This is a genomic window from Paraburkholderia sp., from assembly GCF_035948235.1.
Taxonomy (GTDB): domain Bacteria; phylum Pseudomonadota; class Gammaproteobacteria; order Burkholderiales; family Burkholderiaceae; genus Paraburkholderia.
The window spans coordinates 1-26,777 of sequence record NZ_DASZJJ010000274.1; the positions used below are offsets into that span (position 1 = coordinate 1).

Here is a 26,777-nt window from a genome sequence, read left to right on the forward strand (position 1 = left end):
TGGGCGAGCACGAACGCCTGGCCGAGCGCGTCAACCAGATGCTCGACCGCATCGAGGCGTCGCTGCGCCAGTGCCTGCGCGTGGGACTCGCGGAAGACCGCGAAAGCGGCGCGGGCGCGCCTGCAGCGGGTGCTTACGATCCTGCCGTGCGCGCGAATCTGGTGGTGCGTTACGTGATCGGCTGCTGGCATCGCTACGCGCAAAGCGGCTTCACGCGCTCGCCGGGCGAACACGCCGAAGAGCAGATCCGCGTGATCCTGCTGTAACCGGGCCCTGGCCCCCGCGCCAGGCTCCTTTGCACTTTTTCCGATATACTCTGCGTTCCTTTTGCAATACATTTGCAATCCCCACGCGCCGATTTGCTGACTCGATTGCGGGCGCGTGAATTCCCTGGACATGGGTCTGGCGGAGTTCGATATAAATGCGGCTAAAGAGGTCGTCAGCCGCGCCAATCCTCTCGTACTCCGCGCTCGCCGACACCGTTTAGCCGCCCGAAAAACACAGGCGGAACGAATGGAATCGATCGGCATCGTCGCTCCTCAAACACTGCATTTCGACGAGCCCCTGCAACTGCAGAACGGCACGGCGCTGGCCGGGTACGACCTCGTGGTCGAAACCTACGGCACGCTCAATGCCGCGCGCAGCAACGCGGTGCTCGTCTGTCACGCGCTCAACGCCTCGCACCACGTCGCGGGCGTCTACGCGGACAACCCCAAAGACGTCGGCTGGTGGGACAACATGGTGGGTCCGGGCAAGCCGCTCGACACCAACCGTTTCTTCGTGATCGGCGTGAACAATCTGGGCTCGTGCTTCGGCTCGACCGGCCCGATGAGCATCAATCCCGCCACCGGCAAGCCGTGGGGCGCGAAGTTTCCGGTCGTGACGGTGGAAGACTGGGTGGACGCCCAGGCGCGCGTGGCGGATCGCTTCGGCATCGAAAAATTCGCGGCGGTGATGGGCGGCAGCCTCGGCGGCATGCAGGCGCTGGCATGGAGCCTGCGCTATCCGGAGCGCCTGGGCCATTGCATCGTGGTCGCCTCCACGCCCAAGCTCTCGGCGCAGAACATTGCGTTTAACGAAGTGGCGCGTTCGTCGATTCTTTCGGACCCGGACTTCCACGGCGGCGACTATTACGCGCACAACGTGAAGCCCCGGCGCGGCCTGCGCGTGGCGCGCATGATCGGCCACATCACCTATCTGTCCGACGACGACATGGCCGAAAAATTCGGCCGTGCGCTGCGCCGCGCGGAAGGCGCCGAAGACGCGTACAACTTCAACTTCGACGTGGAATTCGAAGTGGAGTCGTATCTGCGCTATCAGGGCGACAAGTTCGCCGATTACTTCGACGCCAATACTTATCTGCTGATCACGCGCGCGCTCGATTACTTCGATCCCGCCAAGGACTTCGACGGCGATCTCACGCGCGCGCTCGCGCACACCAAGGCGAAATACCTGGTGGCGAGCTTCGCAACCGACTGGCGTTTCGCCCCCGCGCGCTCGCGCGAACTGGTGAAGGCGCTGCTCGACCACAAGCGTCAGGTCACCTATGCGGAGATCGACGCGCCGCACGGCCACGACGCCTTCCTGCTCGACGACGCGCGCTATCACAACGTCGTGCGCGCCTATTACGAACGTATTGCTGCTGAGGTGGGCGCATGAACCAGAGCGCTTTCGACAGTCTTTCCGCCCGTCCCGACTTTCGCACCATCGCGCGCTGGATCGAGCCGCGCTCGACCGTGCTCGACCTGGGTTGCGGCGACGGCTCGCTGCTCGCGCTGCTCGGCGAGGAGCTGGAGTGCTCGGGCTACGGCATCGAGATCAACGACGCGGGCGTGCTCGCTTCGACGAAAAACGGCATCAACGTGATCCAGCAGAATCTGGAAGACGGTCTGCGCCTGTTCGAAGATGCGAGTTTCGATTTCGCCATTCTTTCGCAGACGCTGCAGACCATCCATCAGACCGCCGCGATCCTGCGCGAGACGGCGCGCGTGGGCAAGGAATGCATCGTGTCGTTCCCGAATTTCGGCTACTGGCCGCACCGGCTGTCGGTGCTGCGCGGGCGCATGCCGGTGTCGAAATCGCTGCCCTACCAGTGGCACAACACGCCGAACGTGCGGGTGCTCACGGTCAAGGATTTCGAGGCGCTCGCGCCCGAAGTGGGCATCGAAATTCTCGACCGCGCCGTGCTCCATGGGGGCCAGACCGTTCGATGGGGTGTGAACTGGCGTGGTAGTCTTGCGGTCTATCGCGTGAAGAAACGCTGACGCCGGGACCGGCGACGCGCGTTCCACCGCCTCCAACAGTTTCACCGCGCCGCCGCTACCCGACGACATGCCGATACCGCCCCAAGAGGCCGCTGACCAAGACGCCACCGCCGCCGACGCCCACAGCACGCACGACGTCAACGCACACGTAGAACATCCCGGCTGGCGCGCGTACCTGAACACGCACATGCTGATCTGCGTGTTCCTCGGCTTCACCTCTGGGTTGCCGCTTTTCACGCTGGTCTACCTGGTGCAGGCCTGGCTGCGCTCCGAAGGCGTCAATCTCAAGGAAATCGGCCTGTTCGCGCTGATCCAGTTTCCCTACACGTGGAAATTCATCTGGGCGCCGCTGATGGACCGCTACGTGCCGCGCCTGCCGGGCTGGAAGCCGGGCCGCCGGCGCGGCTGGATGCTGGTCACGCAGATTCTCGTAGCCGGCGCGATCGCCGCGCTCGGCTTCGTTTCGCCCAAAGAATCGATCTGGACCGTGGCGGCGCTCACGGCGCTGGTGGCCTTCTTCGGCGCGAGCCAGGACATTTCGATCGACGCCTACCGGCGCGAACTGCTCAAGGACACCGAACAGGGCCTGGGCAACGCGGTCCACGTGAACGCTTACAAGATCGCGGCGCTGGTGCCCGGCTCGCTCGCGCTGATTCTCTCGGATCACCTGCCGTGGAGCACGGTGTTCGTCGTCACGGCGGCGTTCATGATTCCCGGCATGCTCATGTCGCTCGTGGTGAGCGAGCCAGAAGTGCACGGCGCGCCGCCGAAGAACCTGCGCGAAGCCATCGTGCAGCCCTTCGCCGAATTCGTGAACCGCGATGGACTGGCCGCTGCGCTGTTCGTGCTGGCGTTCATCTTTCTGTACAAGCTCGGCGATACGATGGCGACCACGCTTTCGACGTCGTTCTTTCTCGATATCGGCTATTCGCGCACCGAGATCGGCGTGATCGCCAAGATGACCGCGTTCGGCGCGAGTCTCGCGGGCGGCATTCTGGGCGGCATCGCACTGGTGAAGATCGGCATCGGGCGCGGCCTGTGGATTTTCGGCCTCCTGCAGATGGTCTCGACGCTCGGTTTCGCGTGGCTGGCGCAGCTTGGACCGGGTTCGCCCTCACTTGCGGTGATCTACGACGCGGTCGTGACGGTGAGCCACGGCGTCTCGCAGATCGCTGCTTTCTTTGGCGCAAATGCGCAGCTCGCGCTCGATCCGCGCGCGGTGGCGCTGGCGCTCGTGTACGGCTTCGAGACCTTCGCGACCGGCCTCACGCTCGCCGCTTTCACGGCCTATATTGCCAGCACGACCGACCCGCGCTACACGGCCACGCAGTTCGCGCTGTTCACGAGTCTCGCCTCGGTGCCGCGCACGCTGGCGTCCGCCGCCAGCGGTTACGTGGTCGCGAAAATCGGCTGGTTCGACTACTTCGTCGCCTGCACGCTACTCGCTCTACCGGGTATGCTCCTGCTCATTCGAATCGCCCCGTGGAGAATCCGGAAGTGACCCCGCCTCAGCATGCCGCCTGTGTATCCCTTTCGACGCGCCGCCGTCCGGGAGGGATAAACGCGCACGCTGCGGGGCCACAACGCGAGCGCCTGCGTACGACCCTCTGTGCACTGGCGTTGACGCTGACCGCGGGTTTCGCGCAGGCTGCTGAAAACCCCGCCGCCAATCCAACCGGTTCGGCCAGCTCCACCGCCTTGACGTCCGGCGCACCGGCGCCCGCCGCACTCTCCAGCGCTGCGGAAACGGCAGGCGCGGCGTCGGCGAATGCGTCCTCGAATCTGACCTTGCCGGGTAGTGCCACGGTGCTCAATTCGAATCTGGCGAATCCGTCGAATGCATCCAATGCGTCGAACGCAACGCAGAACGGCGGCCCGAATACCGGCCGCGTGGTGCGCTTCGGCAATATCGGCGTGTTCCGCAATCTGATTCCCTCGCCTACGCTCGAAGCCCAGGCCGCCGCCGAATACAACGAGATCGTGCGCGGCGCGGCGCATTCGAAGCTGCTTTATCCGGACAGCGATCCGCACGCGCAGCGAGTGCGCCAGTTCGTAGACCGGCTCGCGCCTTATTCGCTCAAATGGAGCGATCGCGTGAAGAACTGGAAGTGGGAAGTGGCGGTGATCCGCTCGCCCGATATCCGCATGTACTGCCTGCCGGGCGGCAAGATCGTGGTTTACGGCGGCCTGCTCGATCGCGTGAAGCTCAACGACAACGAACTGGGCATGCTGCTCGGCCATGAGATCGCGCATGCGGTGCGCGAGCACGTGCGCGAACGCCTGGGCGAGCAACAGGCCGCGCAGATCGAATCGGGTGTGGTGCCGCAGCTATTCGGCCTGGCCGATCTGGGCGTGTTCCCGCTGGGTATCGGCTCGCGCCTGGTGGAAATGCATTATGGCCGCGCCGATGAAACCGAAGCCGACGTGATCGGCAGCGACATCGCCGCGCGTGCGGGTTTCGATCCGCGCGCCGCGCTCACGCTGTGGGACAAGCTCGCGGTGGCCACCAAGGCCGACCGCGATCAGGGCTTTATCTACGTGCATCCGTACACGCCGGCGCGGCGCGCGGATATTGCCAAGCGTCTCGCGGACATGATGCCGCTTTACGCGAAGGCCATCGGCAAGCCGCTCAATACCTTGCCCGACTATCAGGGCATTGCGGCGGTGCAGCGGCACAAGCTGGTGGCCGCGCCCTGAATCGCGACGTCAGGGCGCGCGGCGAAGATCAGCGCTTCTTGACCTTCCAGTCGTAATCGACCGTCAGCGGCGCGTGGTCGCTGAACTTGATATCGCGGAACACGTCCGTGCGCTTCGCCGTCGCGGCGACGCCGGGCGTAGCGATCTGGTAATCGATACGCCACCCCACGTTCTTCGCATACGCCTGGCCGCGATTGCTCCACCAGGTGTACTGCTCGGGACGCGGATCGAGCGTGCGGAACACATCGACATAACCCACCTCGTCGAACAGTTGCGTAAGCCACGCGCGCTCTTCGGGCAGGCAGCCGGAGTTCTTCTGGTTGCCCTTCCAGTTCTTGATGTCGATTTCCTTGTGGACGATGTTCACGTCGCCGCACACGATCACTTCGCGCTCGCGCCTGAGTTCGGCCAGGTGCGGCATGAACACGTCCATGAAGCGGTACTTGGCCTGCTGGCGTTCATCGCCGCTCGAACCCGACGGCACGTACACCGAGATCACCGACAGATCGCCAAAGCGCAGTTCCACATAACGCCCTTCGGCGTCGAACTCCTCGCTGCCGAAGCCGATGATGACCTCATCCGGTTCGCGGCGCGAGTAGACGCCCGCACCGCTGTAGCCCTTCTTCACGGCGTGCTGGAAATAGCCCTTGAAGTCGTGCGGCGCGAGGAATTCGGGCGTCATGTCGTCCTGCGAGCACTTGATTTCCTGCACGCAGAGCACGTCGGCGTTCTGTTCGCCGAACCATTCGAAGAAGCCCTTCTTCGCCGCGGAGCGGATGCCATTGAGGTTCGCGGTGATCACACGCAGCATTTTTTCAGTCCTTATCAGGTTTCAGTGTCGGGCAGTGCGTCGAGTCTTACTCGATCTTCATGCCTTCGAGTTCGGGCTTGGCCGGCGGATATTCGAGCTTCAGACTTTCCATCAGGCGCAGCAGCAGCTCGGCGACCATCACGTTGCGATGCGTCTTGGAATCGGCGGGAATCACGTACCAGGGTGCATGTTCGGTGGACGTGGCCGCGAGCGCATCGCGGTATGCCGCCTGATACGCATCCCAGTGCTTGCGCGCCTCGAGATCGGAGAGATCGAATTTCCAGTGTTTGGAAGGATCGTCGATGCGGGCCTGGATGCGGCTGCGCTGCTCGTCCTTCGAGATGTGCAGCCAGCACTTGATGATGGTCGTGCCGTTTTCGGCGAGCATGCGCTCGAAGTCGCGAATCTGCGCGTAGCGGCGCTCGCATTCGGCTGCGTCGATCTGTTCCATCACGCGCGGCACCAGCACGTCTTCATAGTGGCTGCGGTTGAAGATCGCCAGCTCGCCCGCGCCTGGCACCTGCATATGCACGCGCCAGAGAAAATCGTGCGCAGCCTCGATCGGCGTGGGCGCGCGAAACGGCACGATGCGCAGGCCAAGCGGATCGACTTCATGGAACACGCCGCGAATGGTGCCGTCCTTGCCGCTCGTATCCATGCCCTGCAACACCAGCAACACGCGCTGATGACGCTGCGCGTGCAGGCGTTCCTGCAGCACGTCGAGCTTCTCGCCGATTTCGGCAAGACGCGCGCGGTCGCTGTCCTTGCTGCCCGTGGAAAAGGGCTTCGCGGACGGATCGATCGCTTCGGGAGAAAACTTCTCAGCCTTTTTATCGCCGAAATACGGCACGCGGAAATCGTCGAGACTCGGGGACTTCGCCATCGCTAATGCGCTCCATGAAGTGAATCCGGCCGCCTGAAGCGGCGAGGCGGCGCCGCACACTCTCGCGCGACGCCGCCTCGCCAGCCTGGCCGATCAACAATCCGACAGCTCAACAGCCTATCAGCCCAGCTTCTTTTTCAGCAGTTCGTTGACCTGCTGCGGGTTCGCCTTGCCCTTGGTGGCCTTCATGGCCTGGCCGATCAGCGCGTTGAAGGCTTTTTCCTTACCCGCCCGGAATTCCTCGACCGACTTCGGGTTCGCGGCGAGCACCTCGTCGATGATCGCTTCGAGCGCGCCGGTATCCGAGATCTGCTTGAGACCCTTGGCGTCGATGATGCGGTCCACTGCGGCTTCGTCGGTCGCCTTCTCGTCCCACATCGCCTGGAAGATTTCCTTCGCGATCTTGTTCGAGATCGTGCCGTCCGCGATACGCGCGAGCAGCAGCGCGAACTGCGCAGCCGAGACCGGCGACGCGCCGATATCCAGACCTTCGCGGTTCAGTTGCGACGAGACTTCGCCCATCAGCCAGTTCGCAGCGGCCTTGGCTTGCGCCGCACCGGCCTTCGCGACGACGGCCTCGAAGTACGCCGCCATCGCCTTGCTCGACGTCAGCACGTTGGCGTCGTACGGCGTCACGCCGTACTGCTCGACGAAACGCGTTTGCATGGTCGCGGGCAGCTCGGGCATTTCGCCCTTCACGCGCTCGACCCATGCCGCGTCGATCACGAGCGGCATCAGATCGGGGTCGGGGAAATAGCGGTAATCGTGCGCGTCTTCCTTGCTGCGCATCGAACGCGTTTCGCGCTTGTCCGGATCGTAGAGGCGCGTTTCCTGCACCACCGTGCCGCCGTCCTCGATCAGCTCGATCTGGCGGCGCACTTCGTACTGGATCGCTTCTTCGAGGAAGCGGAACGAGTTCAGGTTCTTGATTTCGGCGCGCGTGCCGAATTCCTTCTGCCCGACCGGACGCACGGAGACGTTCGCGTCGCAACGGAACGAGCCTTCCTGCATGTTGCCGTCGCAGATGCCGAGCCACACGACCAGCGTGTGCAGCGACTTCGCGTAGGCCACGGCTTCCGCCGCGCTGCGCATTTCAGGTTCCGTAACGATTTCGAGCAGCGGCGTGCCGGCGCGGTTCAGGTCGATGCCCGTCATGCCCGCGAAGTCTTCGTGCAGCGACTTGCCCGCGTCTTCTTCCAGGTGGGCGCGCGTGAGATTGACGGTCTTTTCGTACGCTTCCTTGCCGGCCTTTTCGTTGGCGGGCACCTGGATGGTGATCTGACCGCCCTGCACGACTGGAATCTCGTACTGGCTGATCTGATAGCCCTTCGGCAGATCCGGGTAGAAGTAGTTCTTGCGCGCGAAGATGCTGCGCGGCGCGATGGTCGAGCCGATCGCCAGACCGAACTGGATCGCGCGCTCCACGGCGCCGCGGTTCATCACCGGCAGCACGCCCGGCAGCGCGAGATCGACGGGACAGGCCTGCGTGTTGGGGGCCGCGCCGAACTGCGTCGATGCGCCCGAGAAGATCTTCGACGCCGTCGACAGCTGCGCGTGCGTTTCAAGACCGATGACGACTTCCCATTGTGTTGCCATGTTCACACCCCTGCCGGCGCTTTGCGATGCCAGTCGGTCGCGCGCTGGAAAGCGTCGGCGACCTGCAGCATGCGGGCCTCGTTGAAATAGTTGCCGACGATCTGCAGACCGACCGGACGTTGCGCGTTCGCGCCCGCGCCGAAGCCGCACGGCACGCTCATGCCGGGCAGGCCCGCGAGGCTGGTCGACAGCGTGTAGATGTCCGCGAGGTACATCTGCAGGGGATCGTCGCCCTTCGCGCCGATGTCCCACGCCACGCTGGGCGCCACCGGCCCCATGATGACGTCGCACTGCTTGAACGCTTCCTGGAAGTCCTGCGCAATGATGCGTCGGATCTTTTGCGCCTGCAGGTAGTACGCGTCGTAGTAGCCGTGCGAAAGCACGTAGGTGCCCACCAGAATACGGCGCTTCACTTCGGGGCCGAAGCCTTCCGCGCGCGACTTCTTGTACATGTCGAGCAGATCGCCGTACTGCGCTGCGCGATGGCCGAAACGCACGCCGTCGAAACGCGACAGGTTCGACGAGGCTTCCGCCGGCGCGATCACGTAATACACGGGAATCGACAGTTCGGTCTTGGGCAGCGTGACTTCCACGAGCGTGGCGCCGAGCGACTCGTAGGTCTTGAGCGCGGCGTCGATGCTCGCGCGCACGTCGTCGGCCAGACCCGCGCCGAAGTACTCCTTCGGCAGGCCGATGCGCAGACCCGCGAGCGGCTTGTCGGCGGACGCGTCCGGCGTCCACTGCTGGCCGAGGTGGCGCGTGTAGTCTTCGTTTTCGCGTTGCAGGCTGGTGGAATCACGCTCGTCGAAACCGGCCATGGCGTTGAGCAGCAGCGCGCAGTCGGCGGCGCTTTGCGCCATCGGGCCGCCCTGGTCGAGCGACGAGGCGAACGCGATCATGCCGTAGCGCGACACGCGGCCGTAGGTCGGCTTGATGCCGGTGATGCCCGAAAACGACGCCGGCTGACGGATCGAGCCGCCCGTGTCGGTGCCGGTTGCGGCAGGCGCAAGGCGCGCGGCCACGGCCGCAGCCGACCCGCCCGACGAGCCACCCGGCACGGCCTTGGTGTCCCACGGGTTCTTCACGGCGCCGAAGTGCGAGTTCTCGTTGGACGAGCCCATCGCGAATTCGTCCATATTGGTCTTGCCAAGCGTCACCATGCCGGCGTGCTCGAGGCGCTGCACCACGGTGGCGTCGAACGGGCTGACGTAGTTTGCAAGCATTTTCGAGCCTGCCGTCGAGCGCCAGCCGCGCGTGACGAACACGTCCTTGTGCGCGAGCGGAATGCCGGCGAGCGGGCCCGCGTGGCCCGTGTGCAGCAGCGCGTCGGCGGCCTTCGCCTGGGCGAGCGTCAATTCGGGATTGACGTCGACGAAGGCGTTCAGGTCTTGATGCGCGTCAATCCGGCCGAGAAAATGCTGGGCCAGTTCGACTGCGGAGCACGCCTTCGCGGCCAGTGCGGCGCGCAGTTCGGTCAAACTTTTGTCATGCATTGCGTGATTCCTGGAAGATCGTAACGGGGCGGTCACAACGACCGCACCGCCCGGGAGCGCCTCGCGCACGCGCGGGCTGCGCCCCGCCAATTCGGGGTGGCGGCGTTTTCGGGAGTTAAGCTCAGAAGACTCGAACTTCTTCGAAAACACCGCTAAATGCGCGTCTCTTTATTCAATCACGCGCGGAACAAGGTAAAGTCCGTCCTGTACCGCGGGTGCGGGGCGCTGGAAGGCGTCGCGATCCACGGTTTCGGTTACCGCGTCTTCACGCAGTCGCAGCGCGACGTCTTCGATCTGTTCGATCGGATGCGCGAGAGGCGCAATGCCCGTGGTGTCCACGGCCTGCATCTGCTCGACCAGCCCGAAGAAATTATTCAGGCGTTCGAGCGTATTGCCGGCCTCGGCGTCGGCCAGTTCGAGGCGCGCGAGATGCGCGATGCGCTTCACATCGGTCAGGGTCAGGGCCATGCGTTCACCGGAAAAATTTTGAAGCTGAAGCAGTCCGAAAAAAACGGTGCTGCAACAGCGGTTTATCGCGCCGGATCCGAGTGTGGAAGAAAGCTTCGACGAGGTCAAAAACTGGCTTTCGGATCCTGCAAAACAGGCAAAATTATAAGGTATCATTACGCGTTCGACTCAAACCCGGACCGCCTTGCGTCTGCCTTTCATCCCTGAACGCAGCAATTTGCGCTCAGTTGGCGCGCAGCGGGGCCGCCTCCGGTAACCATTCCCGCAGTTTCAGGCTCCTCGCGGCGGCGCTTTCCGCCCGTCCTGAGGCTGTTATTTTTTCCGCTGCCGCCCGTGACCCGCTCGTCTCGTAGGTCGGCCACAAGCGAGACAGGATTTTTGAATGTTCGGTTTTCTGCGTAGCTACTTCTCCAACGATCTCGCGATCGACCTCGGTACCGCCAACACGCTGATCTACATGCGCGGCAAGGGCATCGTCCTTGACGAGCCGTCGGTTGTGTCCATCCGCCAGGAAGGCGGCCCGAACGGCAAGAAAACGATTCAGGCAGTCGGCAAGGAAGCCAAGCAGATGCTTGGCAAGGTGCCGGGCAACATCGAAGCCATCCGCCCGATGAAAGACGGCGTGATCGCCGACTTCACCGTCACGGAACAGATGATCAAGCAGTTCATCAAGACTGCACACGAATCGCGCATGTTCTCGCCGTCGCCGCGCATCATCATCTGCGTGCCCTGCGGTTCGACCCAGGTCGAGCGCCGCGCGATCAAGGAAGCCGCGCACGGCGCGGGCGCTTCGCAGGTCTACCTGATCGAAGAGCCGATGGCCGCTGCAATCGGCGCCGGCCTGCCGGTGTCGGAAGCTACCGGCTCGATGGTCGTCGACATTGGCGGCGGCACGACCGAAGTCGGCGTGATCTCGCTGGGCGGCATCGTGTACAAGGGCTCGGTGCGCGTGGGCGGCGACAAGTTCGACGAAGCTATCGTCAACTACATCCGCCGCAACTACGGCATGCTGATCGGCGAACAAACCGCCGAAGCCATCAAGAAGGAAATCGGTTCGGCCTTCCCGGGTTCCGAAGTCAAGGAAATGGAAGTCAAGGGCCGCAACCTGTCGGAAGGCATTCCGCGCAGCTTCACGATTTCGAGCAACGAAATCCTCGAAGCGCTCACCGACCCGCTGAACCAGATCGTCTCGTCGGTGAAGATCGCGCTGGAACAAACGCCGCCGGAACTGGGCGCCGACATCGCCGAACGCGGCATGATGCTCACGGGCGGCGGCGCGCTGCTGCGCGACCTCGACCGCCTGCTCGCCGAAGAAACCGGCCTGCCGGTGCTGGTCGCCGAAGACCCGCTCACCTGCGTGGTGCGCGGCTCGGGCATGGCGCTCGAGCGCATGGACAAGCTCGGCAGCATCTTCTCGTACGAGTAAGCGCACTGCAGCGGGTGTGGGCGGCGCGGTCGATGCGGTTTTGCAATCGAACCGGCCGGCCCCCCGGCAAATCCGCTACTATCGACGCGCAATGAAGGTCGGGGCGGCAAGCATGCCGCCGCGCGCAGCGGGGTGTGCCCGCGGTGTCCCGGGATCTCTCCCCTGACGCTGCCAGTGCGCCTCACGTTTCACCGTTAGTTTCACCGAACCGCATACGCCCCCGGCGCAGACCATGGAATACAGTCCGCCGCCTCTGTTCAAGCAAGGCCCCTCGGCACTCGCACGGCTGCTCTTCTTCGTCGTGCTGTCGATTGCACTGCTGATCTCCGACGCGCGCTTCAAGACGCTGGAAGTCGTGCGCGGCGTGCTCGGCGCTGGCCTCTATCCGCTGCAGCGCGCGGCGCTCGTGCCGCGCGACCTGTTCATGGGCGCCGCCGATCTTGCCGTCACCAGTGCGTCGCTGCGCCAGGACAATGAGCAGCTTCACGCGCGCAACCTCCAGCTTTCGCAGCAGGCCAACCAGGCGGCCTCGCTCGCCGCCGAAAACATCCACCTGCGTGCCCTGCTGCAACTTTCGCAGCGCATCGGCGCGCCGACCACGCCCGCCGAAATCCAGTACGACACGCGCGATCCGTTCACGCAGAAGGTCGTGATCGGCGGCGGTTCGCAGCAGGGCGTGCAAAACGGTGCGCCCGTGCTCAGCGAAGACGGCGTAATCGGCCAGGTCACACGTGTGTTCCCGATGCAGTCCGAAGTGACGCTCGTCACCGACAAAGACCAGGCCGTACCGGTCGAAGTCGTGCGTACGGGTCTGCGCAGCGTGATCTACGGCACCGCCAAGGGCGATCTGCTCGATCTGCGCTTCGTGCCGATCAGCGCCGATTTGCAGACTGGCGACGAACTCGTGACCAGCGGCCTCGACGGGGTGTATCCGCAAGGCTTGCCGGTGGCTAAGGTGATCCGCGTCGACAAGCAAGCCGACACCGCCTTTGCGCGCGTGATCTGCGCGCCGCTTGCGGCCGTGCGCGGCGCGCGTCAGGTGCTGGTGCTGCATTTCGTGCGCCAGGTGCCGCCGAATCCGGTCGAGGCTGCGGAAGCCGCCGCAGCGGCCGCTGCCGCCGAAGCCAAGGACGCGAAGAAAAAGGCCGCCAAGGGCGCGGACAAGAAAGCCGACGACAAATCGAAGGCCGCCGCGCCGGCGCCCGCCGCTGCGAAGCCGCAAGCCGCACCCGCCAAAGAACCGGCGAAGGAACCGGCGAAAGAACCCGCCAAGGCACCCGCTAAAGCGCCCGCCGCACAAGGGGCCCACTGATGGCGCGTCCGCAATACATTCTCCAGCCGGTCAACCCGTACTTCATCGCGTTCAGCCTGGCTGCGGCGTTCCTGCTGAACCTGCTGCCGTGGGGCAAGCTGCCGGGCGTGCCCGACTTTGTCGCGCTCGTGCTGCTGTTCTGGAACATCCATCAGCCGCGCAAGGTGGGTATGGGCATCTCGTTCTGCCTCGGCCTGCTGATGGACGTGCATAACGCCAACCTGCTCGGCGAGCACGCGCTCGCCTACACGCTGCTGTCGTTCGGCGCGATCACCATTCACCGCCGCGTGCTGTGGATGTCGCTCGGCGTGCAGATGTTTGCCGTCATGCCGATGCTCGTGGGCGCGCAGGTCGTGCCCTTCGTGATCCGACTCCTGATGGGCGCATCCTTCCCCGGTTGGGGCTATCTGATCAGCGGCTTCGTGGAAGCCGTGCTGTGGCCGGTCACCAGCCTGTTGCTGCTGCTGCCGCAGCGCCGCCCCGTCGATCCCGACGATACGCGGCCCATCTGAGCGGCCGCGCGCCGCTCGCCGTCGAAGGTCGCACCGATGATCTCCTCTTCTTACCGGCCCGCCGCAGCGCTTGCGCGAGGCGCGGGCCTCGGCGTTTGAGCGCATGACCGAATTCAAGGACACCCAGCAGCAGCTCACGAAGTACCGCCTGCGCGTCGCCGCGGCGGGACTGTTCGTGTTCGTCTGCTTCGGGCTGATCGCGTTCCGCTTCCTCTATCTGCAGGTCTGGAACCACAGCAAGTACTCGCTGCAAGCCGACGAAAACCGCATTTCCGTCGCGCCGATCGTGCCGAACCGCGGCATCATCACCGACCGCAACGGCGTCGTGCTGGCGAAGAATTACTCCGCGTACACGCTGGAAATCACGCCCTCGAAGCTCACCGATACGCTCGACAACACGATCGACCAGCTCTCGACCGTGATCCCGATCGATGCGCGCGACCGCCGCCGCTTCAAGAAGCTGCTCGAAGATTCCAAGAACTTCGAGAGCCTGCCGATCCGCACGCGCCTGAGCGACGACGAAGTCGCGCGCTTCACGGCGCAGCGCTTCCGTTTCCCCGGCGTTGAGGTCCGCGCGCGCCTGTTCCGCCAGTACCCGCTCGGGCCGACGGCTGCGCACGTGATCGGCTATATCGGCCGGATTTCGCAGCGCGACCAGGAACGTATCGACGACGCCAGCGACCAGAACGACAACGATCCCGAGCACTACGATCCGCGTCTGGACGCCAACAACTACAACGGCACCGACTACATCGGCAAGATCGGCGTCGAGCAAAGTTACGAAACCGAGCTGCACGGCCTGACCGGCTTCGAGGAAGTGGAAGTGACGGCGGGCGGCCGTCCCGTGCGCACGCTCTCGCGCACCCAGGCCACGCCTGGCAACAACCTCGTGCTGTCGATCGATATCGGCCTGCAGCAGGTGGCGGAGCAGGCGTTCGCGGGCAAGCGCGGCGCGCTGGTGGCGATCGAGCCTTCCACGGGCGACATTCTGGCGTTTGTTTCCGCGCCCAGCTTCGATCCGAATTCCTTCGTCGACGGCATCGACCAGCAGACCTGGGACGAGCTCAACAACTCGCCCGATCACCCGCTGCTCAATCGTCCGCTGCACGGCACCTATCCGCCGGGCTCGACCTACAAGCCGTTCATGGCGCTGGCCGCGCTCACGCTGCACAAACGCACGCCGCAGTGGGGCTTCTCGGACCCCGGCTACTACATGTTCGGCGGTCACCGCTTCAACAACGACGTGCGCTCGGGCCAGGGCTGGGTCGACATGAACCGCGCGATCATGGTGTCCAACGACACCTACTTCTTCATGCTCGCGCACGACCTGGGCGTGGACAACATCGCCAACTTCATGAAGCCGCTGGGCTTCGGCCAGTTGACCGGCATCGACATCTCGGGCGAGGCGCGCGGCATCCTGCCCTCGACCGAATGGAAGCGCAAGGCGTACCGCAAGCCCGAGCAGCAGAAGTGGTACGAAGGCGAGACGGTGAGTCTGGGCATTGGTCAGGGCTACAACTCGTTCACGATCCTGCAGCTCGCGCACGCCACCGCCACGCTCGCCGATAACGGCGTGCTCATGAAGCCTCACCTCGTGAAGGAAATCGAAAATCCGATCACGAAGGAAGAGCATCTGACCGTGCCAAGCGAAAGCGGCCGCCTCGACGTGAAGCAGGCCGATATCGACGTGGTGAAGCGCGGCATGGAAAACGTGACGATGAATCCGTCGGGCACGGCCTTCAAGATCTTCCAGAACGCGGCCTACACGTCGGCGGGCAAGACCGGGACGGCGCAGGTGTACTCGCTGCAGGGCGCGAAGTACCAGGCGCACGCGGTCGCCGAACATCTGCGCGACCACGCGCTGTTCATCGCGTTCGCGCCGGTCGAGAAGCCGCAGATCGCCATCGCGCTGATCGTTGAAAACGGCGGTTGGGGTGCGCAGTCCGCCGGCCCGATCGCGCGCCGCGTGCTCGACTATTACCTCGTCGATCGCCTGAAGCCGGGCGCCGAGCAGGCCGCCGTAGCGGCGGCGGCATCGGCGACGCAGGATGCTTCGGCGCCCGTGATTGGCCAGCCGCCACAGGGCGCGTCGGCAGCCGTGCCAGGCTCCGCGGCGTCCGCGGCTTCGGCTGCGTCCGAAGGCGGCGCGCCGGTTACACAGGCGGTCAAGGTCGCCGCCGGTTTCACGCCGCTGCCGATTCCGGGCGCGGCATCTGCCGCCGAGGCCGCTTCGGCGGCGGCTGCGGCTTCCGCTGCGCAGGCGGCGTCGGGTGCATCCGGAGCAAGCGCCGCTTCGAACGCCAAAGCCGCAACGACGTCCGCAGCGCCCACCGATGCAGTGAACGGCGGCACCGGCGCAACCGACGACGCCACCGCGCAACGCCCCGCCGCTGCCTCCTTGCCGCGCCATTTCGGCCCGCATCGTCCGCGCCGGCCCGCCAGCGCACCCGCCGCGGCCACACTCGCGCCGCCGCCCAAACCCGCCACGGGCGGCATCGACGAGTAAGGACTTCCCATGCCTCTTCTACAGTTCGACAAGATCGACAAGCGCGCCGTGCTCGACGCGCTGCGCAAGATGTTCCTCGGCTTCGACCGCCCGCTCGCACTGACCGTGTTCCTGCTGCTGTGCGTGGGCATCGTCACGCTGTACAGCGCGAGCCTGGACGTGCCGGGCCGCGTAGAGGACCAGTTGCGCAACATCATGCTCACCTTCGTGCTGATGTGGGCGCTCGCCAATGTGCCGCCCAATACGCTGATGCGCTTCGCGGTGCCGATCTACTCCTTCGGCATCGCGTTACTGATTGCGGTCGCGGCCTTCGGGCTTACGCGCAAGGGCGCGAAGCGGTGGATCAATGTGGGCGTCGTCATCCAGCCTTCCGAGATTCTCAAGATCGCCACGCCGCTCATGCTGGCGTGGTACTACCAGCGCCGCGAAGGCGTGATGCGCTGGTACGACTTTCTCGTCGGCTTCGTGATCCTGCTGGTGCCGGTCGGCCTGATCGCCAAGCAGCCGGACCTGGGCACCGCCGTGCTGGTGTTCGCTTCGGGCTTTTTCGTGATCTATTTCGCGGGCCTGTCGTTCAAGCTGATCGTGCCGGTGCTGATCGCGGGCATCATCGCCGTGGCGTCGATCGCCGCGTTCCAGGACAAGATCTGCCAGCCGCAGGTGAACTGGCCGCTCATGCACGACTATCAGAAGCACCGTATCTGCACGCTGCTCGATCCGACTTCCGATCCGCTCGGCAAGGGCTTCCACACGATCCAGGCGGTGATCGCGATCGGCTCGGGCGGCCCGCTCGGCAAGGGCTGGCTCAAGGGTACGCAGTCGCATCTGGAGTTCATCCCCGAGAAACACACCGACTTCATCTTCGCGGTGTTTTCGGAGGAATTCGGCATGGTGGGCGGCATCGTGCTGCTCACGCTCTATATGTGTCTGATCGCGCGCGGGCTGTATATCGCGGCCAACGGCGCGACACTGTTTGGGCGATTACTGGCCGGGTCGCTGACGATGGCGTTCTTCACCTACGCGTTCGTGAACATCGGCATGGTGAGCGGGATTCTGCCCGTGGTGGGCGTGCCGCTGCCCTTCATGAGTTATGGCGGCACGGCGCTGACGACGCTAGGCATCGCCATCGGCCTGATCATGAGCGTCGGGCGGCAGAAGCGGCTCATGCAGAGCTGATTGCTTCCAGGACACGCTGAAAAAACAAAACGCGCCGGTTTCGACCGGCGCGTTCTCGTTTGGGGCGGAGGACTTACTGAGGCTGCGCCGGTGCGTTCTTCTGCAGTTGCGCGCTCAACTGCTGGAATTTGAGGCGCGCAACCGGATCGCCCTGCGCGGCCGCCGCCGCGTAGTAGGCGCGCGCGACATTGAGGTTCTTCGGCACGCCGTCGCCGCCGCGCTCGTAGAACGAGCCAGTCACGTATTGCGCGGTCATGTCGCCGCCCTCGGCGGCCTTCTTGTACCAGTAGAACGCCTGCTTGTTGTCGCGCCCGATGCCGCGTCCGTCGAGGAACTGGTTCGCCAGCGCCAGTTCGGCCTGCACATGGCCCTGCTTCGCGGCCTTGAGGAACCACTGATGCGCTTCGGCGGGATCGCGGTCGACGAAATCGCCATCGTCGTACATCTTGCCGTACACGTATTGCGCGTGGGACATGTTGGCATCGGCGGCCTTGCGCAGCCACTTGCGGCCCTCGCTCACGTCCGCCGCGCCGCCCTCGCCGTTGAGCAGCATCATCGCGTAGTTGAATTCCGCGAGACGGTTGCCGTGTGCCGCGGCGCCCTGGAACTCCGTGCGCGCGACCGTGAGATTGCCCGCGTTGTAGTCGGCGACGGCGCTGGCCGTCAGCGGATCGGACTCCGCGCTCACCGATGGCTGGCCGCCCGTGCCCGCCGCATTCGCCACGCCGCTTACCACGCTGATGCCCGCCAGCGTCGACGCAATGGCCAACGTGTGCACTGCTTTCAAACGCTTCATGCCCGTGCCTCCTGCAGCGCCTGACGTGTGGCGCGCACGAGCCAGACCACGTCGGCAGCCAGCGCAATGAAGGAAAAGCCCATTTCGCGATACTGCTTCGCCTGCGCTGCATCCATTGCGAAGATCCCCGCCGCCACGCCCGCTGCGCGCGCCGCCGCGACGATGCGCGTCATCGCCGCCATCACGTCGGGGTGCTTCGCGTCGCCCAGATGGCCGAGACTCGCGGCCAGATCGGCCGGGCCGACGAACAGGCAATCGACGCCTGGCACCGCAGCGATCTTTTCGACTTCGGCCAGCGCCGCCGCCGATTCGATCTGCACGATCGAAGCGATCTGCGCATTGGCGCCCTGCAGGTAGTCGCGCCGCATGCCGTAAGCGGCGGCGCGCACCGCGCCCGCGACACCGCGCTGGCCGCCCGGCGTCTTCGCATCGGGATATTGGGTGGTGCTCACCACGCGGGCGGCTTCCTCGGCGGATGCCACGTTGGGAAACATCACCGTGCGCACGCCCGCGTCCAGCACGCGCTTGACGAGCCACGACTCGTTGGCCGGCACGCGCACGACGGGCTCGGTCGGCAGATGCGCCGCCGCGATGGCGCGCAGTTGTGCGAAGACGTCGCCGCTATCGTTGGGCGCATGCTCCATGTCGATCAAGAGCCAGTCGAAACCGGCGTGCGCCAGCGCCTCGGCGGCCGTTTCGCTGCCCATCGACAGCCACAGGCCGAACAAGGGCTCGGCCAGTTGAAGGCGTTCCTTGAGGGGATTGGTAAAGGTGCTCATCGCCGTGCTCCCGGCGAGGCTGCGCAACGCGCGCGTCACGCACGGGCCGCGCGGCCCGGCAGCGCCTCGCACCGGCATGTCTCGCTTTCGTTATGCGTCGTTGTATGTGGGCCGCGTCAGTGGTGACGGGGCTTGCGAGAGCGATCATACCGCGCCAAAAGTACGCAGGCCGGGTGGAAAACCCGGCCTTGCGTGGCGCTTCGAGAAGGGCAATGCAGGGCAAACGCCCCGGCGTCAGTCGCGGATGACTTCGGCCCAGCAGTTCGGCGTTTCGTACAGGCGCACCTTGTGCAGCTGCAGATTCACGCCGTAGTGCGCGTCGTAGACGTTGGCGAGGATCTCGAAGGCGATCGCCGCGAGATTTTCCACGGTCGGAATGCGGTCGATCACGACGGTCTTGTGGCCCGGCAGCGTTTCAAGGAAGCCGCGCACCTGGCTGTCGCCTTCGAAGACGAGGAATGCGTGATCCCACAGATCGACGAGATGCTGGTTCGCCAGCGCCTTCACGTCGGCGAAATCCATCACCATGCCGCGGTCGGGCGCGCCTTCCGTCTCGACGGTGTCGCCTTGCAGCGTGATTTCGAGCACATAGCGATGGCCGTGCAGGTTCCTGCACTGGCTGCGGTGGTCGGGAATGCGGTGGCCCGCATCGAATTCGAGTTTTCGGGTGATCGTCAGCACGGCTGCTTCAGCGGAAAAAGGCAAAATCAGGGAATGTTCAGGTACTTGTGCGTCTGCATCGACAGGCGCCATTGCGGATGGCGCTTGCACCAGTCGATGGCGAGCTTCGTGTTCAGGTCGCGCGAGGGACCGTCCATCGGCTGGACCAGAAAATACTCGAAGTCGAGCTTCGCGTAATCGGCCAGACGCTGGTTGTCCTGCGGCACCACGACCTTGAGTTCGTTGCCTTTGGTCACCACCAGCGGCGCGTCGGCCTTCGGGCTCACGCAGATCCAGTCGATGGTTTCCAGCACCGGCAGCGAACCGTTGGTTTCAATGGCAATCTCAAAGCCCGCCGCGTGCAGCGTATCGACGAAAGGCTGGTCGATCTGCAGCATCGGCTCGCCGCCCGTGCAGACCACGAAGCGGTTAGCTTCGCCTTCGGGCCAGAGCGAGGCGATCTTCGCGACCAGTTCCTCGGGCGTGCGGAATTTGCCGCCGTTTTCGCCATCGGTGCCGACGAAATCGGTGTCGCAGAAGCGGCACTGCGCGCTTTCGCGGTCTTCCTCGCGGCCCGACCACAGATTGCAGCCGGCGAACCGGCAGAACACGGCCGGACGCCCGGCATTCGCGCCTTCGCCCTGCAACGTGTAGAAGATTTCCTTTACCGCGTAAGTCATGCTGCTGCCTGGTTTCTGCCTGCTCGCGATCCAGCACGTGTGCCGCGAATCGCAAGGCGTCGAGTGAGAAGCTCGTGGGGAGCCGGTTCTTGCGGGCGTTATTGTGTCGTGTTTGCGGCGGCTTTGCTTGATGGCCGCATTTTTCGTCGCGATGTTCACGAAGGGCGCTGCCCGTGCGCCGCTTCGTTTTTTGCTTTGCTGCCTGCGTCAGTCCCGGCGTTACCGGGAGCTGAGCGCCTTCAGACCGGCGCTTCCGTGACTTGCTCGCCTGCCAGATACGCTTCGTAGCCGCGCTTGCGCAGCTTGCAGGCCGGGCATTCGCCGCAGCCGAAGCCCCATTGGTTCAGCTCGGCGCGCTCGCCCACGTAGCAGGTATGCGTTTCCACGCGCACCAGTTCGACCAGCGCCTCGCCGCCGAGTTGCTCGGCGAGTCGCCACGTGTCGCCCTTGTCGAGCCACATGAGCGGCGTTTCCAGCACGAAACGCGTGTCCATGCCCAGGTTGAGCGCAACCTGCAGCGCCTTCATGGTGTCGTCGCGGCAGTCGGGATAGCCCGAGAAGTCGGTCTCGCACATGCCGCCCACCAGTATGCGCAGACCGCGCCGGTAGGCAATGGCTGCGGCGATCTGCATGAACATCAGGTTGCGGCCCGGCACGAAGGTATTCGGCAGGCCACTTGCGGCCGTTTCGATCTCGATTTCGCGCGTCATGGCGGTATCGCTGATCGAGCCGAGCACCGACAGGTCGATCATGTGATCGTCGCCGAGTCGTTCGGCCCATGCCGGGAACTCGCGCGCGATGGCGGCGCGAAAGCCGTCACGGCATTCCAGTTCGACGCGATGGCGCTGGCCGTAATCGAAGCCGAGCGTCTCGACGGTATCGTATCGGTCGAGCGCCCAGGCGAGGCACGTCGCCGAGTCCTGGCCGCCGGAAAACAGCACGAGCGCGCCGTTTCTGGTTTCTGTTCGAGTCACCGTGAAACTCCGAGTTGAGAGGTTCCGCGCGGTCGCAAGCCTTCGAAACCCGCCGGGCGGACCGGCCCGGGCATGTTGCCGGCCGGCCCAAGCAGTATAGGCCGCGGCACTTTGGCCGATATCGGCGCCACTTTATACCGCTGATATCCGGATGCCTTCTATCGCCTCGACCGGCAGACCCGCATGAAACGGGGCCCGCCAATGAAAAAGCCCCAGGAATCTAACGATCTCCTGGGGCTCTGCATTCTGGTGGCCTGGGTCGGAATCGAACCAACGACACGCGGATTTTCAATCCGCTGCTCTACCAACTGAGCTACCGGGCCAACGAAGAAGGCAAATTATATAAGCCTTTTTCGGGTTGCGCAAGCCCTTTTCTCAAAACTTCCGCGAAAAAGGGCTGCATGATTTGCACGTCACGCCGTGCAGCCGCCTCACTCGCCCTTGCTCTTGCCGAGATCGACGCCGAGCTGCTTGAGCTTGCGATACAGGTGCGTGCGCTCCAGGCCGGTCTTTTCGGCCACGCGCGTCATGCTGCCGTTCTCGCGCGCGAGGTGGTACTCGAAGTAAGCGCGCTCGAACGCGTCGCGGGCGTCGCGCAACGGAATGTCGAACGAGATCGACGCCGTTTGCGCCGCGCTCACGCCCGGCGAGTCGCCGCCCAGCACCGGCAGCGCCGCCGCCGAGGCCACCACGGCCGGACCGCCCGCCGCGGGTTTGGCGCCGGGCGCGCCCGCAGCCGGCGCCTGCGCCGCCGTGCCGCGCGCGAGACCCTGCTCGACGGCCTTGAGCAGCTTCTGCAGCGCGATCGGCTTTTCGAGGAAGTTGAGCGCGCCGATCTTGGTCGCCTCGACCGCCGTGTCGATGGTCGCGTGCCCCGACATCATGATGACCGGCATCGATAGCTGGCCTTGCGCCGCCCACTCCTTGAGCAGCGTGACGCCATCGGTATCCGGCATCCAGATATCGAGCAGCACCAGGTCCGGCACCTGGCGCTGACGGAATTCGCGCGCCTGCTGCGCGTCTTCCGCAAGCTCCACAACGTGTCCTTCGTCGCTGAGGATCTCCGAGAGCAATTCCCGGATGCCCATTTCATCGTCTACCACCAGGATGGTTGCCATTTACGCTGCCCTTGTCTGCACTGTTGCTTTTGTTCCTTGCTCTCCCGCCGCGCGCACCCGGCCGTCGCCCGATCTGCCGCTCGTCGCGGCATGCGGGGCGCTGTCCGGGATGGTGTCATCCGCCAGCTGGAGAAAGAGAATCGAGATCTGCGCGCCTTCTATCACATCGCCCGCTTTCATGCGATTGCGAATGTCGATGCGCGCGCCGTGCTCGTCGACGATCTTCTTGACCATCGCAAGCCCGAGTCCTGTTCCTTTGGCCTTGGTCGTCACATAGGGTTCAAACGCGCGCGTGAGAATCCGCGCGGGGAATCCCGGCCCGTTGTCCGACACCGTGAGCCGCACCGCCACGCGCGTGCGCCCATCCGCATCCGGATCGCCGTATTCTACGGCCCGCGTCTCCAGCGTCACACGAGGCGTGGCGATATCGGCCACCGCGTCCTGCGCGTTCTGCAGCAGGTTGTGGATCACCTGGCGCAATTGCGTGGCGTCGCCGCGTATCACGGGCAGATTCGACAGCTCGACCTGGATCGTGCTCTTGTGCTCTTCGGCGCCGTAGAGCGTGAGCACTTCGCTCACCAGATCGTTCAGCTGCAGGCTTGCGAGCACCGCCGGCGGCGTGCGCGCGTAGTCGCGGAAGTTGTCCACCATCTGCTTCATCGCCGCGACCTGATTGACGATGGTGGTCGCACCGCGCTTGAGGACTTCGGCGTCGGCGGGCGCGAGTTTATCGGTGAGCTTCATCTGCAGACGCTCGGCGGAGAGCTGGATCGGCGTGAGCGGATTCTTGATCTCGTGCGCAAGACGCCGCGCGACTTCGCCCCACGCCACCGACCGCTGCGCCGAAATCACGTCCGAGATATCGTCGAACACCACCACATAGCCCGAAGTCTGCATGTCGCCCGCGTCGCGGCCGGTGTCGGAGACGAGGCGCGCGCCGCGCACGAGCAGCGTGAGCGGATCGGCTTCGCCCGCAATCGGCACCGAGAACTGCTGCTGCCAGTGGCCGCGATCCACGTCGTGGCCTTCACCATGGCTGCGCGACGCTTCCTGATCGGCGAAGGCCTTGCGCACCATCGCCGCGAATTCGCCGAGCGCGCTGACGTGATCGATCGGCAAGCCCAGTTGCGACTCGAACGGATGACGGAAGATGCGTTCCGCGCCGGGGTTCGCCGTGGTCAGGCGGAACTGCCGGTCGAACACGAACACGCCCGCCGTGAGATTGGCGAGGATGCTTTCGAGATACGCCTTCGAATGTTCAAGCGCGACGCGGTTTTTCTCGACCGCGAGGCGCGCTTCGGAAAGCTGGCGCGTCATCGCGTTGAAGGACTGCGTGAGAAAGCCCAGTTCGTCGCGGGACTTGATTTCGCGCTTGGGCGTGTAGTCGCCCTCGGTCACTTCCTTGGTGCCCTGCGCGAGCAGGAATAGCGGCCGCGCCAGCTGGTTGCCCAGCGCCAGCGCCAGCATCATCGCCACGAAGGTCGCGAGGAACAGCGCCAGCGTGAGCGTGCCGATGTACATCTTGCGCAGGCCCGTGCGGCCCAGGGCCTTTTCCTGGTACTCGCGATAGGCGCGCTGCACGGCGTCCGCGTTGCGCGCGAGCGCGGCGGGCACGGGCTGCTCCAGTTGCAGGAAGCGCTCGACGGGCTGGAGATCCGTGGTGTTGCCGTCGGGGATGCGCGTCACCACGCGCAGCCGCAAGGCGCCCTTCGGACCATGCAGGCGAGGATCGCCATCGACTTCGCCTTCGATCGCCGCGTAGCCACGTCCGCGCGCCTGATCGATCATCAGCGAGGTGGGCAGATCGGCCGGCATCAGCGACGAGAAGTTGCTCGACGCCTGCGCGACCACGTGCATATCGGGCGCGGCGCCCGACATACTGCGCACCGGCTCGACGATGGTTGCATCCTGCACGCCGAACTGGTCGCGCGCGCGCAAAAGCGTAAGCGTCGTGCCCGCCGAGTCGCCATTGGCGATCTGCTCGGCCATCAGTCGGCCCTTGGTCTGCAGATCGGACAACGACGCGTCGAGCATGCCGCGCCCGAGATTCAGACCCGCCGTGAGCGCGGTTTCCACGTTCACGTCGAACCACGATTCGATCGAGCGCGACACGAACTGGTACGAGACGATGTAGATGATGCCGCCCGGCACCACGCCCACCAGCGCGAAGAAAAACGCGAGCTTGGCGAGTAATCGCGTGCCGAACTTGCCGCGCCGCAGGCGCACCGCGATCACGATCACGAGCGCCGTCACCACGGACAGGAAGATGATCGCCACGCCGATATTGGCCGCGTAGAGCCAGCCGTAATAGCGGTCGAAGAATTCGGTATTGGCGCTCGCGGCGGCGAGCAGCACGAGCAGCAGCGTCGCGGTGAGCGCAACGGTCGACACCAGCAGCCTGACGACAAAGCTGCTGAAGCTGCCTCCGGTGGCGTGGCGCACTTTATTTAGCACGATCGGTCACCGTAAATCCAAAGCGCTTCCAGTCGGAAGAAAGATTCCAGTCGCGGTTGTTGACCGCGTCGATCTGGAAAGGCTTGGGCATGAGCGCCACGTCGAGCTGCATGCGCACCGAAGCGTTATACGTCTCGCCCGTATGCACCTGATTGCGCTCGATGACGTGCCACGAGGTCACGTGCTTGATGACGGCAAGCGCTTCCGAGAGCGTCGAAAAGCCGAGCTGCAGCCCGCCGCTCGACACACGGTACTCGCGCGTAAGCGGCTGGAACGACAGACGGATGCTTTGCGAGACGCTCACGGGCTGTTCGTCGAACCAGTACCAGCGCGGGCGCGTGAGTTCGAAGTCGGTGGTGAAGTAGAGCGGAATGCCTTTGTTGACCGCGTCTTCCAGGCTGCTGTTGAGCTCGAAATCGAAGCGGGCGTCGAGGCTCCAGCCGGTGCCGTCGGCCTGCAGCGACGCGCGCTGCACCGAGATCGAATCGGCGCGCGCAGGCGTGGCGGCGATAAAGCCGAAGGCCAGCGCGAGCCAGATCAGAGCCGCGAAGCGCAGCGGGAAGAAGCGTTTGATGGTCACCGTTTCTGAAAGCGCGCGTAGAAGAAGCCGTCGTGATCTGCGGTGCGATCGGGAACGGGGCAGGCGTGGGTTTCAGCGCTTGTATCAGCTTCGGCATCACGCCCGGCAGGCAGCAGTTGCCCCGGAGCGTCCAATCGTACCGCATCCGCGTGGGTGCTTTCAAACCAGCGCACCTGATCCTCGCCTTCCTCGGGGAAGATCGAGCAGGTCACGTAGAGCAACTCGCCGCCCGGCTTGAGCAGTCCCCACAGCGCATCGACGATGCGGCGCTGTTCCTGCGCGAGCGCGCCGATGTCGCTTGCGCGGCGCAGCCAGCGGATATCCGGATGACGGCGCACGATGCCCGAAGCGGAACACGGCACGTCCGCAAGAATGCGGTCGAAAGGCTCGCCCTCGAACCACGTATCGGGCACGCCCGCATCGCCAATTACTACGCGTGCGCTGCGGCCTTCGACGCCTTCATCGTGTTCTTCGTCGCTCTGCGCGAAACCCAGACGCGCCAGGTTCTCGCCGATGCGCTTCGCACGCGCGGCGTCGCTTTCCAGCGCGATCAGATCGATATCGGCGAGTTCGAGCAGATGGCCGCTCTTGCCACCGGGCGCCGCGCACGCGTCGAGCACGCGCATGCCGTCGCGCACGTCGAGCGCCGGCGCAGCCAGTTGCGCGCCCGCGTCCTGCACGGAAACGTCGCCCGCCATGAAGCCCGGAATGCGCTCGACCGGCAGCGGCGCGGCAAGGCGCACCGCGTATTCGCCGATCTGCGTCGCCGCGATGTTCTCTGCGGCGAGGCGCTGGAGATAGTCGGCGGCGTTCGTGCGGCTAGCGTTCACGCGCAGCGTGAGCGGACCGTGCGTGTTGCCCGTCTCGAGAATTGCCTGCCACCGGTCGGGCCACGCGCGGCGGACCGCGTCGATCCACCATTGCGGATAATTCCAGCGCGCGACTTCGTTGTTCTGCGCGTCGGCAAGCGCGCTCTCGCGCTCGCGCAGGAAGCCTCGCAGCACGGCGTTGACGAGCCCCTTAGCAAACGCCACTTCGCGGCGCGCGCCAATCGAGCGCACGGCCTGATCGACCACGGTGAAGGGCGTGTAGGCGGCGTGCGCCTCATCATCGACGAGCAGCGCCAATGCACACGCGAGCAGGTTCAGCACGGGCGGCGGGGGCGCCTTGCTCACGCGCTGCTTGATCAGATAGTCCACGATGCCGAGGCGCCGCATCGTGCGATAGGCGATGTCCTGCACCGCGCCGCGCGCGGTCTGTGCGAATTCGGACGGCAATGCGGCAAAGGCGCTCGACAGCGCTGCCGGCAGTGCCGCCCCTGCGCGCACTGCGCCGACGGCGCGCGCTGCCTCGTCCAGCGCAAAGGCGAGCGAGTCGGGGGCCAGATGCAGGGCCGGTTGCGCGGCGGCCGGACGCGAAACGGGCCGCGAAGCAGGCCGCGAGCCTGGTCGCGAAGCTGGCTTATTAGCGCGAGCCGGACCGGACGGGCGGCGGGAGGAACTGGATGTCATGGAGAGCCGGAAGCTTGCCGCGCCGTGGCGCGGCGAATGGAGCACAAGCGAGCCATTGTAGCGTGGCGCGGGCGCAACGCT

General features: G+C 65.0%; 23 protein-coding genes, 1 tRNA gene and 1 pseudogene. 10 read left to right on the plus strand and 15 right to left on the minus strand.

Features of this window, described 5'->3' with window-relative positions; all coding sequences use genetic code 11:
* The 5 genes and pseudogenes from VG320_RS23770 to VG320_RS23790 all read left to right on the plus strand — a co-directional run.
* A pseudogene (locus tag VG320_RS23770) lies at window positions 1-266 on the plus strand (nucleoid occlusion factor SlmA); the annotation flags it as partial.
* Window positions 267-513: 247 nt separating this feature from the next.
* Window positions 514-1,659 carry a homoserine O-succinyltransferase MetX gene (metX, locus tag VG320_RS23775; RefSeq protein ID WP_327202512.1) on the plus strand — a complete coding sequence of 382 codons (1,146 nt, stop codon included), beginning with the start codon at window positions 514-516 and terminating at the stop codon, window positions 1,657-1,659.
* Window positions 1,656-2,264, plus strand: a complete 609-nt coding sequence (gene metW / locus VG320_RS23780; protein WP_327202513.1) for a methionine biosynthesis protein MetW — start codon at window positions 1,656-1,658, stop codon at window positions 2,262-2,264. Before metX ends, metW begins: the two co-directional genes overlap by 4 nt.
* A 67-nt stretch (window positions 2,265-2,331) precedes the next feature.
* Window positions 2,332-3,765 carry an AmpG family muropeptide MFS transporter gene (locus tag VG320_RS23785; protein ID WP_327202514.1) on the plus strand — a complete coding sequence of 478 codons (1,434 nt, stop codon included), beginning with the start codon at window positions 2,332-2,334 and terminating at the stop codon, window positions 3,763-3,765.
* 119 nt (window positions 3,766-3,884) lie between these two features.
* Window positions 3,885-4,961, plus strand: coding sequence for a M48 family metallopeptidase (locus tag VG320_RS23790; protein ID WP_327202515.1), 1,077 nt, complete (start codon window positions 3,885-3,887; stop codon window positions 4,959-4,961).
* A 28-nt stretch (window positions 4,962-4,989) separates the two neighbouring features.
* On the opposite strand, the gene VG320_RS23795 is transcribed toward VG320_RS23790, so the two are convergent.
* From VG320_RS23795 to gatC, 5 genes are all read right to left on the minus strand, one after another.
* Entirely contained in the window at window positions 4,990-5,772 is a 783-nt protein-coding gene (locus VG320_RS23795; RefSeq protein WP_327202516.1) for an exodeoxyribonuclease III, read from the minus strand.
* A 46-nt stretch (window positions 5,773-5,818) separates the two neighbouring features.
* Window positions 5,819-6,655 (minus strand): polyphosphate kinase 2 family protein, encoded by an 837-nt coding sequence (locus tag VG320_RS23800; protein WP_327202517.1) that lies wholly within the window; start codon window positions 6,653-6,655, stop codon window positions 5,819-5,821.
* A gap of 120 nt (window positions 6,656-6,775) precedes the next feature.
* Complete coding sequence (gene gatB, locus VG320_RS23805; protein WP_327202518.1) at window positions 6,776-8,251, minus strand: Asp-tRNA(Asn)/Glu-tRNA(Gln) amidotransferase subunit GatB; 1,476 nt, start codon at window positions 8,249-8,251, stop codon at window positions 6,776-6,778.
* Window positions 8,252-8,253: 2 nt separating this feature from the next.
* On the minus strand, window positions 8,254-9,744 hold the full coding sequence (gene gatA, locus VG320_RS23810) for an Asp-tRNA(Asn)/Glu-tRNA(Gln) amidotransferase subunit GatA (protein WP_327202519.1): 1,491 nt from the start codon (window positions 9,742-9,744) through the stop codon (window positions 8,254-8,256).
* A gap of 168 nt (window positions 9,745-9,912) precedes the next feature.
* Window positions 9,913-10,212 carry an Asp-tRNA(Asn)/Glu-tRNA(Gln) amidotransferase subunit GatC gene (gene gatC, locus VG320_RS23815; RefSeq protein WP_027815867.1) on the minus strand — a complete coding sequence of 100 codons (300 nt, stop codon included), beginning with the start codon at window positions 10,210-10,212 and terminating at the stop codon, window positions 9,913-9,915.
* A 382-nt stretch (window positions 10,213-10,594) separates the two neighbouring features.
* Between gatC and VG320_RS23820 the strand changes: the two genes are divergently transcribed.
* The 5 genes from VG320_RS23820 (at window position 10,595) to rodA (ending at window position 17,144) form a co-directional block, all read left to right on the plus strand.
* On the plus strand, window positions 10,595-11,638 hold the full coding sequence (locus VG320_RS23820) for a rod shape-determining protein (protein ID WP_004189550.1): 1,044 nt from the start codon (window positions 10,595-10,597) through the stop codon (window positions 11,636-11,638).
* A gap of 232 nt (window positions 11,639-11,870) precedes the next feature.
* Window positions 11,871-12,950 (plus strand): rod shape-determining protein MreC, encoded by a 1,080-nt coding sequence (mreC, locus tag VG320_RS23825; protein WP_327202520.1) that lies wholly within the window; start codon window positions 11,871-11,873, stop codon window positions 12,948-12,950.
* Entirely contained in the window at window positions 12,950-13,462 is a 513-nt protein-coding gene (gene mreD / locus VG320_RS23830; RefSeq protein ID WP_327202521.1) for a rod shape-determining protein MreD, read from the plus strand. The genes mreC and mreD overlap by 1 nt, the downstream gene beginning before the upstream one ends.
* A 103-nt stretch (window positions 13,463-13,565) precedes the next feature.
* Window positions 13,566-15,968 (plus strand): penicillin-binding protein 2, encoded by a 2,403-nt coding sequence (gene mrdA, locus VG320_RS23835; protein ID WP_327202522.1) that lies wholly within the window; start codon window positions 13,566-13,568, stop codon window positions 15,966-15,968.
* 9 nt (window positions 15,969-15,977) lie between these two features.
* Window positions 15,978-17,144, plus strand: a complete 1,167-nt coding sequence (gene rodA / locus VG320_RS23840) for a rod shape-determining protein RodA (RefSeq protein WP_327202523.1) — start codon at window positions 15,978-15,980, stop codon at window positions 17,142-17,144.
* Window positions 17,145-17,217: 73 nt separating this feature from the next.
* Here the strand turns inward: rodA and VG320_RS23845 are convergent, their stop codons facing one another.
* The 10 genes from VG320_RS23845 to rsmB form a co-directional block, all read right to left on the minus strand.
* Window positions 17,218-17,940, minus strand: coding sequence for a tetratricopeptide repeat protein (locus VG320_RS23845; RefSeq protein WP_327202524.1), 723 nt, complete (start codon window positions 17,938-17,940; stop codon window positions 17,218-17,220).
* On the minus strand, window positions 17,937-18,719 hold the full coding sequence (locus tag VG320_RS23850; RefSeq protein ID WP_327202525.1) for an HpcH/HpaI aldolase family protein: 783 nt from the start codon (window positions 18,717-18,719) through the stop codon (window positions 17,937-17,939). The genes VG320_RS23845 and VG320_RS23850 overlap by 4 nt, the downstream gene beginning before the upstream one ends.
* A gap of 234 nt (window positions 18,720-18,953) precedes the next feature.
* A complete protein-coding gene (gene queD / locus VG320_RS23855; protein ID WP_327202540.1) occupies window positions 18,954-19,397 on the minus strand; it encodes a 6-carboxytetrahydropterin synthase QueD in 444 nt (147 codons plus the stop codon).
* Window positions 19,398-19,426: 29 nt separating this feature from the next.
* The gene (gene queE / locus VG320_RS23860; protein WP_327202526.1) at window positions 19,427-20,059 is read right to left on the minus strand and encodes a 7-carboxy-7-deazaguanine synthase; all 633 of its coding nucleotides are present in this window, start codon (window positions 20,057-20,059) and stop codon (window positions 19,427-19,429) included.
* 239 nt (window positions 20,060-20,298) lie between these two features.
* The gene (gene queC, locus VG320_RS23865) at window positions 20,299-21,033 is read right to left on the minus strand and encodes a 7-cyano-7-deazaguanine synthase QueC (protein ID WP_327202527.1); all 735 of its coding nucleotides are present in this window, start codon (window positions 21,031-21,033) and stop codon (window positions 20,299-20,301) included.
* A gap of 247 nt (window positions 21,034-21,280) precedes the next feature.
* Window positions 21,281-21,356: transfer RNA gene (locus VG320_RS23870), tRNA-Phe, on the minus strand.
* A gap of 108 nt (window positions 21,357-21,464) precedes the next feature.
* Entirely contained in the window at window positions 21,465-22,151 is a 687-nt protein-coding gene (gene esaR, locus VG320_RS23875) for a response regulator transcription factor EsaR (protein WP_327202528.1), read from the minus strand.
* Entirely contained in the window at window positions 22,152-24,605 is a 2,454-nt protein-coding gene (locus VG320_RS23880; protein WP_327202529.1) for a PAS domain-containing sensor histidine kinase, read from the minus strand.
* Entirely contained in the window at window positions 24,595-25,185 is a 591-nt protein-coding gene (locus VG320_RS23885; RefSeq protein ID WP_327202530.1) for a DUF4390 domain-containing protein, read from the minus strand. Before VG320_RS23885 ends, VG320_RS23880 begins: the two co-directional genes overlap by 11 nt.
* Window positions 25,182-26,696 (minus strand): 16S rRNA (cytosine(967)-C(5))-methyltransferase RsmB, encoded by a 1,515-nt coding sequence (gene rsmB / locus VG320_RS23890; RefSeq protein ID WP_327202531.1) that lies wholly within the window; start codon window positions 26,694-26,696, stop codon window positions 25,182-25,184. Before rsmB ends, VG320_RS23885 begins: the two co-directional genes overlap by 4 nt.
* Window positions 26,697-26,777 lie beyond the last annotated feature (81 nt).

What these genes read in the sequence shown, in the direction of transcription:
- rodA (WP_327202523.1), top strand. Translation starts at nt 15,978, where the DNA reads ATGCCTCTTCTACAGTTCGACAAGATCGACAAGCGCGCCGTGCTCGAC.
- VG320_RS23850 (WP_327202525.1), bottom strand. Translation starts at nt 18,719, where the DNA reads ATGAGCACCTTTACCAATCCCCTCAAGGAACGCCTTCAACTGGCCGAG.
- mreC (WP_327202520.1), top strand. Translation starts at nt 11,871, where the DNA reads ATGGAATACAGTCCGCCGCCTCTGTTCAAGCAAGGCCCCTCGGCACTC.
- VG320_RS23800 (WP_327202517.1), bottom strand. Translation starts at nt 6,655, where the DNA reads ATGGCGAAGTCCCCGAGTCTCGACGATTTCCGCGTGCCGTATTTCGGC.
- esaR (WP_327202528.1), bottom strand. Translation starts at nt 22,151, where the DNA reads ATGGCAACCATCCTGGTGGTAGACGATGAAATGGGCATCCGGGAATTG.
- gatC (WP_027815867.1), bottom strand. Translation starts at nt 10,212, where the DNA reads ATGGCCCTGACCCTGACCGATGTGAAGCGCATCGCGCATCTCGCGCGC.
- mreD (WP_327202521.1), top strand. Translation starts at nt 12,950, where the DNA reads ATGGCGCGTCCGCAATACATTCTCCAGCCGGTCAACCCGTACTTCATC.
- rsmB (WP_327202531.1), bottom strand. Translation starts at nt 26,696, where the DNA reads ATGACATCCAGTTCCTCCCGCCGCCCGTCCGGTCCGGCTCGCGCTAAT.
- queE (WP_327202526.1), bottom strand. Translation starts at nt 20,059, where the DNA reads ATGACTTACGCGGTAAAGGAAATCTTCTACACGTTGCAGGGCGAAGGC.
- metX (WP_327202512.1), top strand. Translation starts at nt 514, where the DNA reads ATGGAATCGATCGGCATCGTCGCTCCTCAAACACTGCATTTCGACGAG.
- mrdA (WP_327202522.1), top strand. Translation starts at nt 13,566, where the DNA reads ATGACCGAATTCAAGGACACCCAGCAGCAGCTCACGAAGTACCGCCTG.
- VG320_RS23785 (WP_327202514.1), top strand. Translation starts at nt 2,332, where the DNA reads ATGCCGATACCGCCCCAAGAGGCCGCTGACCAAGACGCCACCGCCGCC.
- gatA (WP_327202519.1), bottom strand. Translation starts at nt 9,744, where the DNA reads ATGCATGACAAAAGTTTGACCGAACTGCGCGCCGCACTGGCCGCGAAG.
- gatB (WP_327202518.1), bottom strand. Translation starts at nt 8,251, where the DNA reads ATGGCAACACAATGGGAAGTCGTCATCGGTCTTGAAACGCACGCGCAG.
- VG320_RS23820 (WP_004189550.1), top strand. Translation starts at nt 10,595, where the DNA reads ATGTTCGGTTTTCTGCGTAGCTACTTCTCCAACGATCTCGCGATCGAC.
- metW (WP_327202513.1), top strand. Translation starts at nt 1,656, where the DNA reads ATGAACCAGAGCGCTTTCGACAGTCTTTCCGCCCGTCCCGACTTTCGC.
- VG320_RS23795 (WP_327202516.1), bottom strand. Translation starts at nt 5,772, where the DNA reads ATGCTGCGTGTGATCACCGCGAACCTCAATGGCATCCGCTCCGCGGCG.
- VG320_RS23845 (WP_327202524.1), bottom strand. Translation starts at nt 17,940, where the DNA reads ATGAAGCGTTTGAAAGCAGTGCACACGTTGGCCATTGCGTCGACGCTG.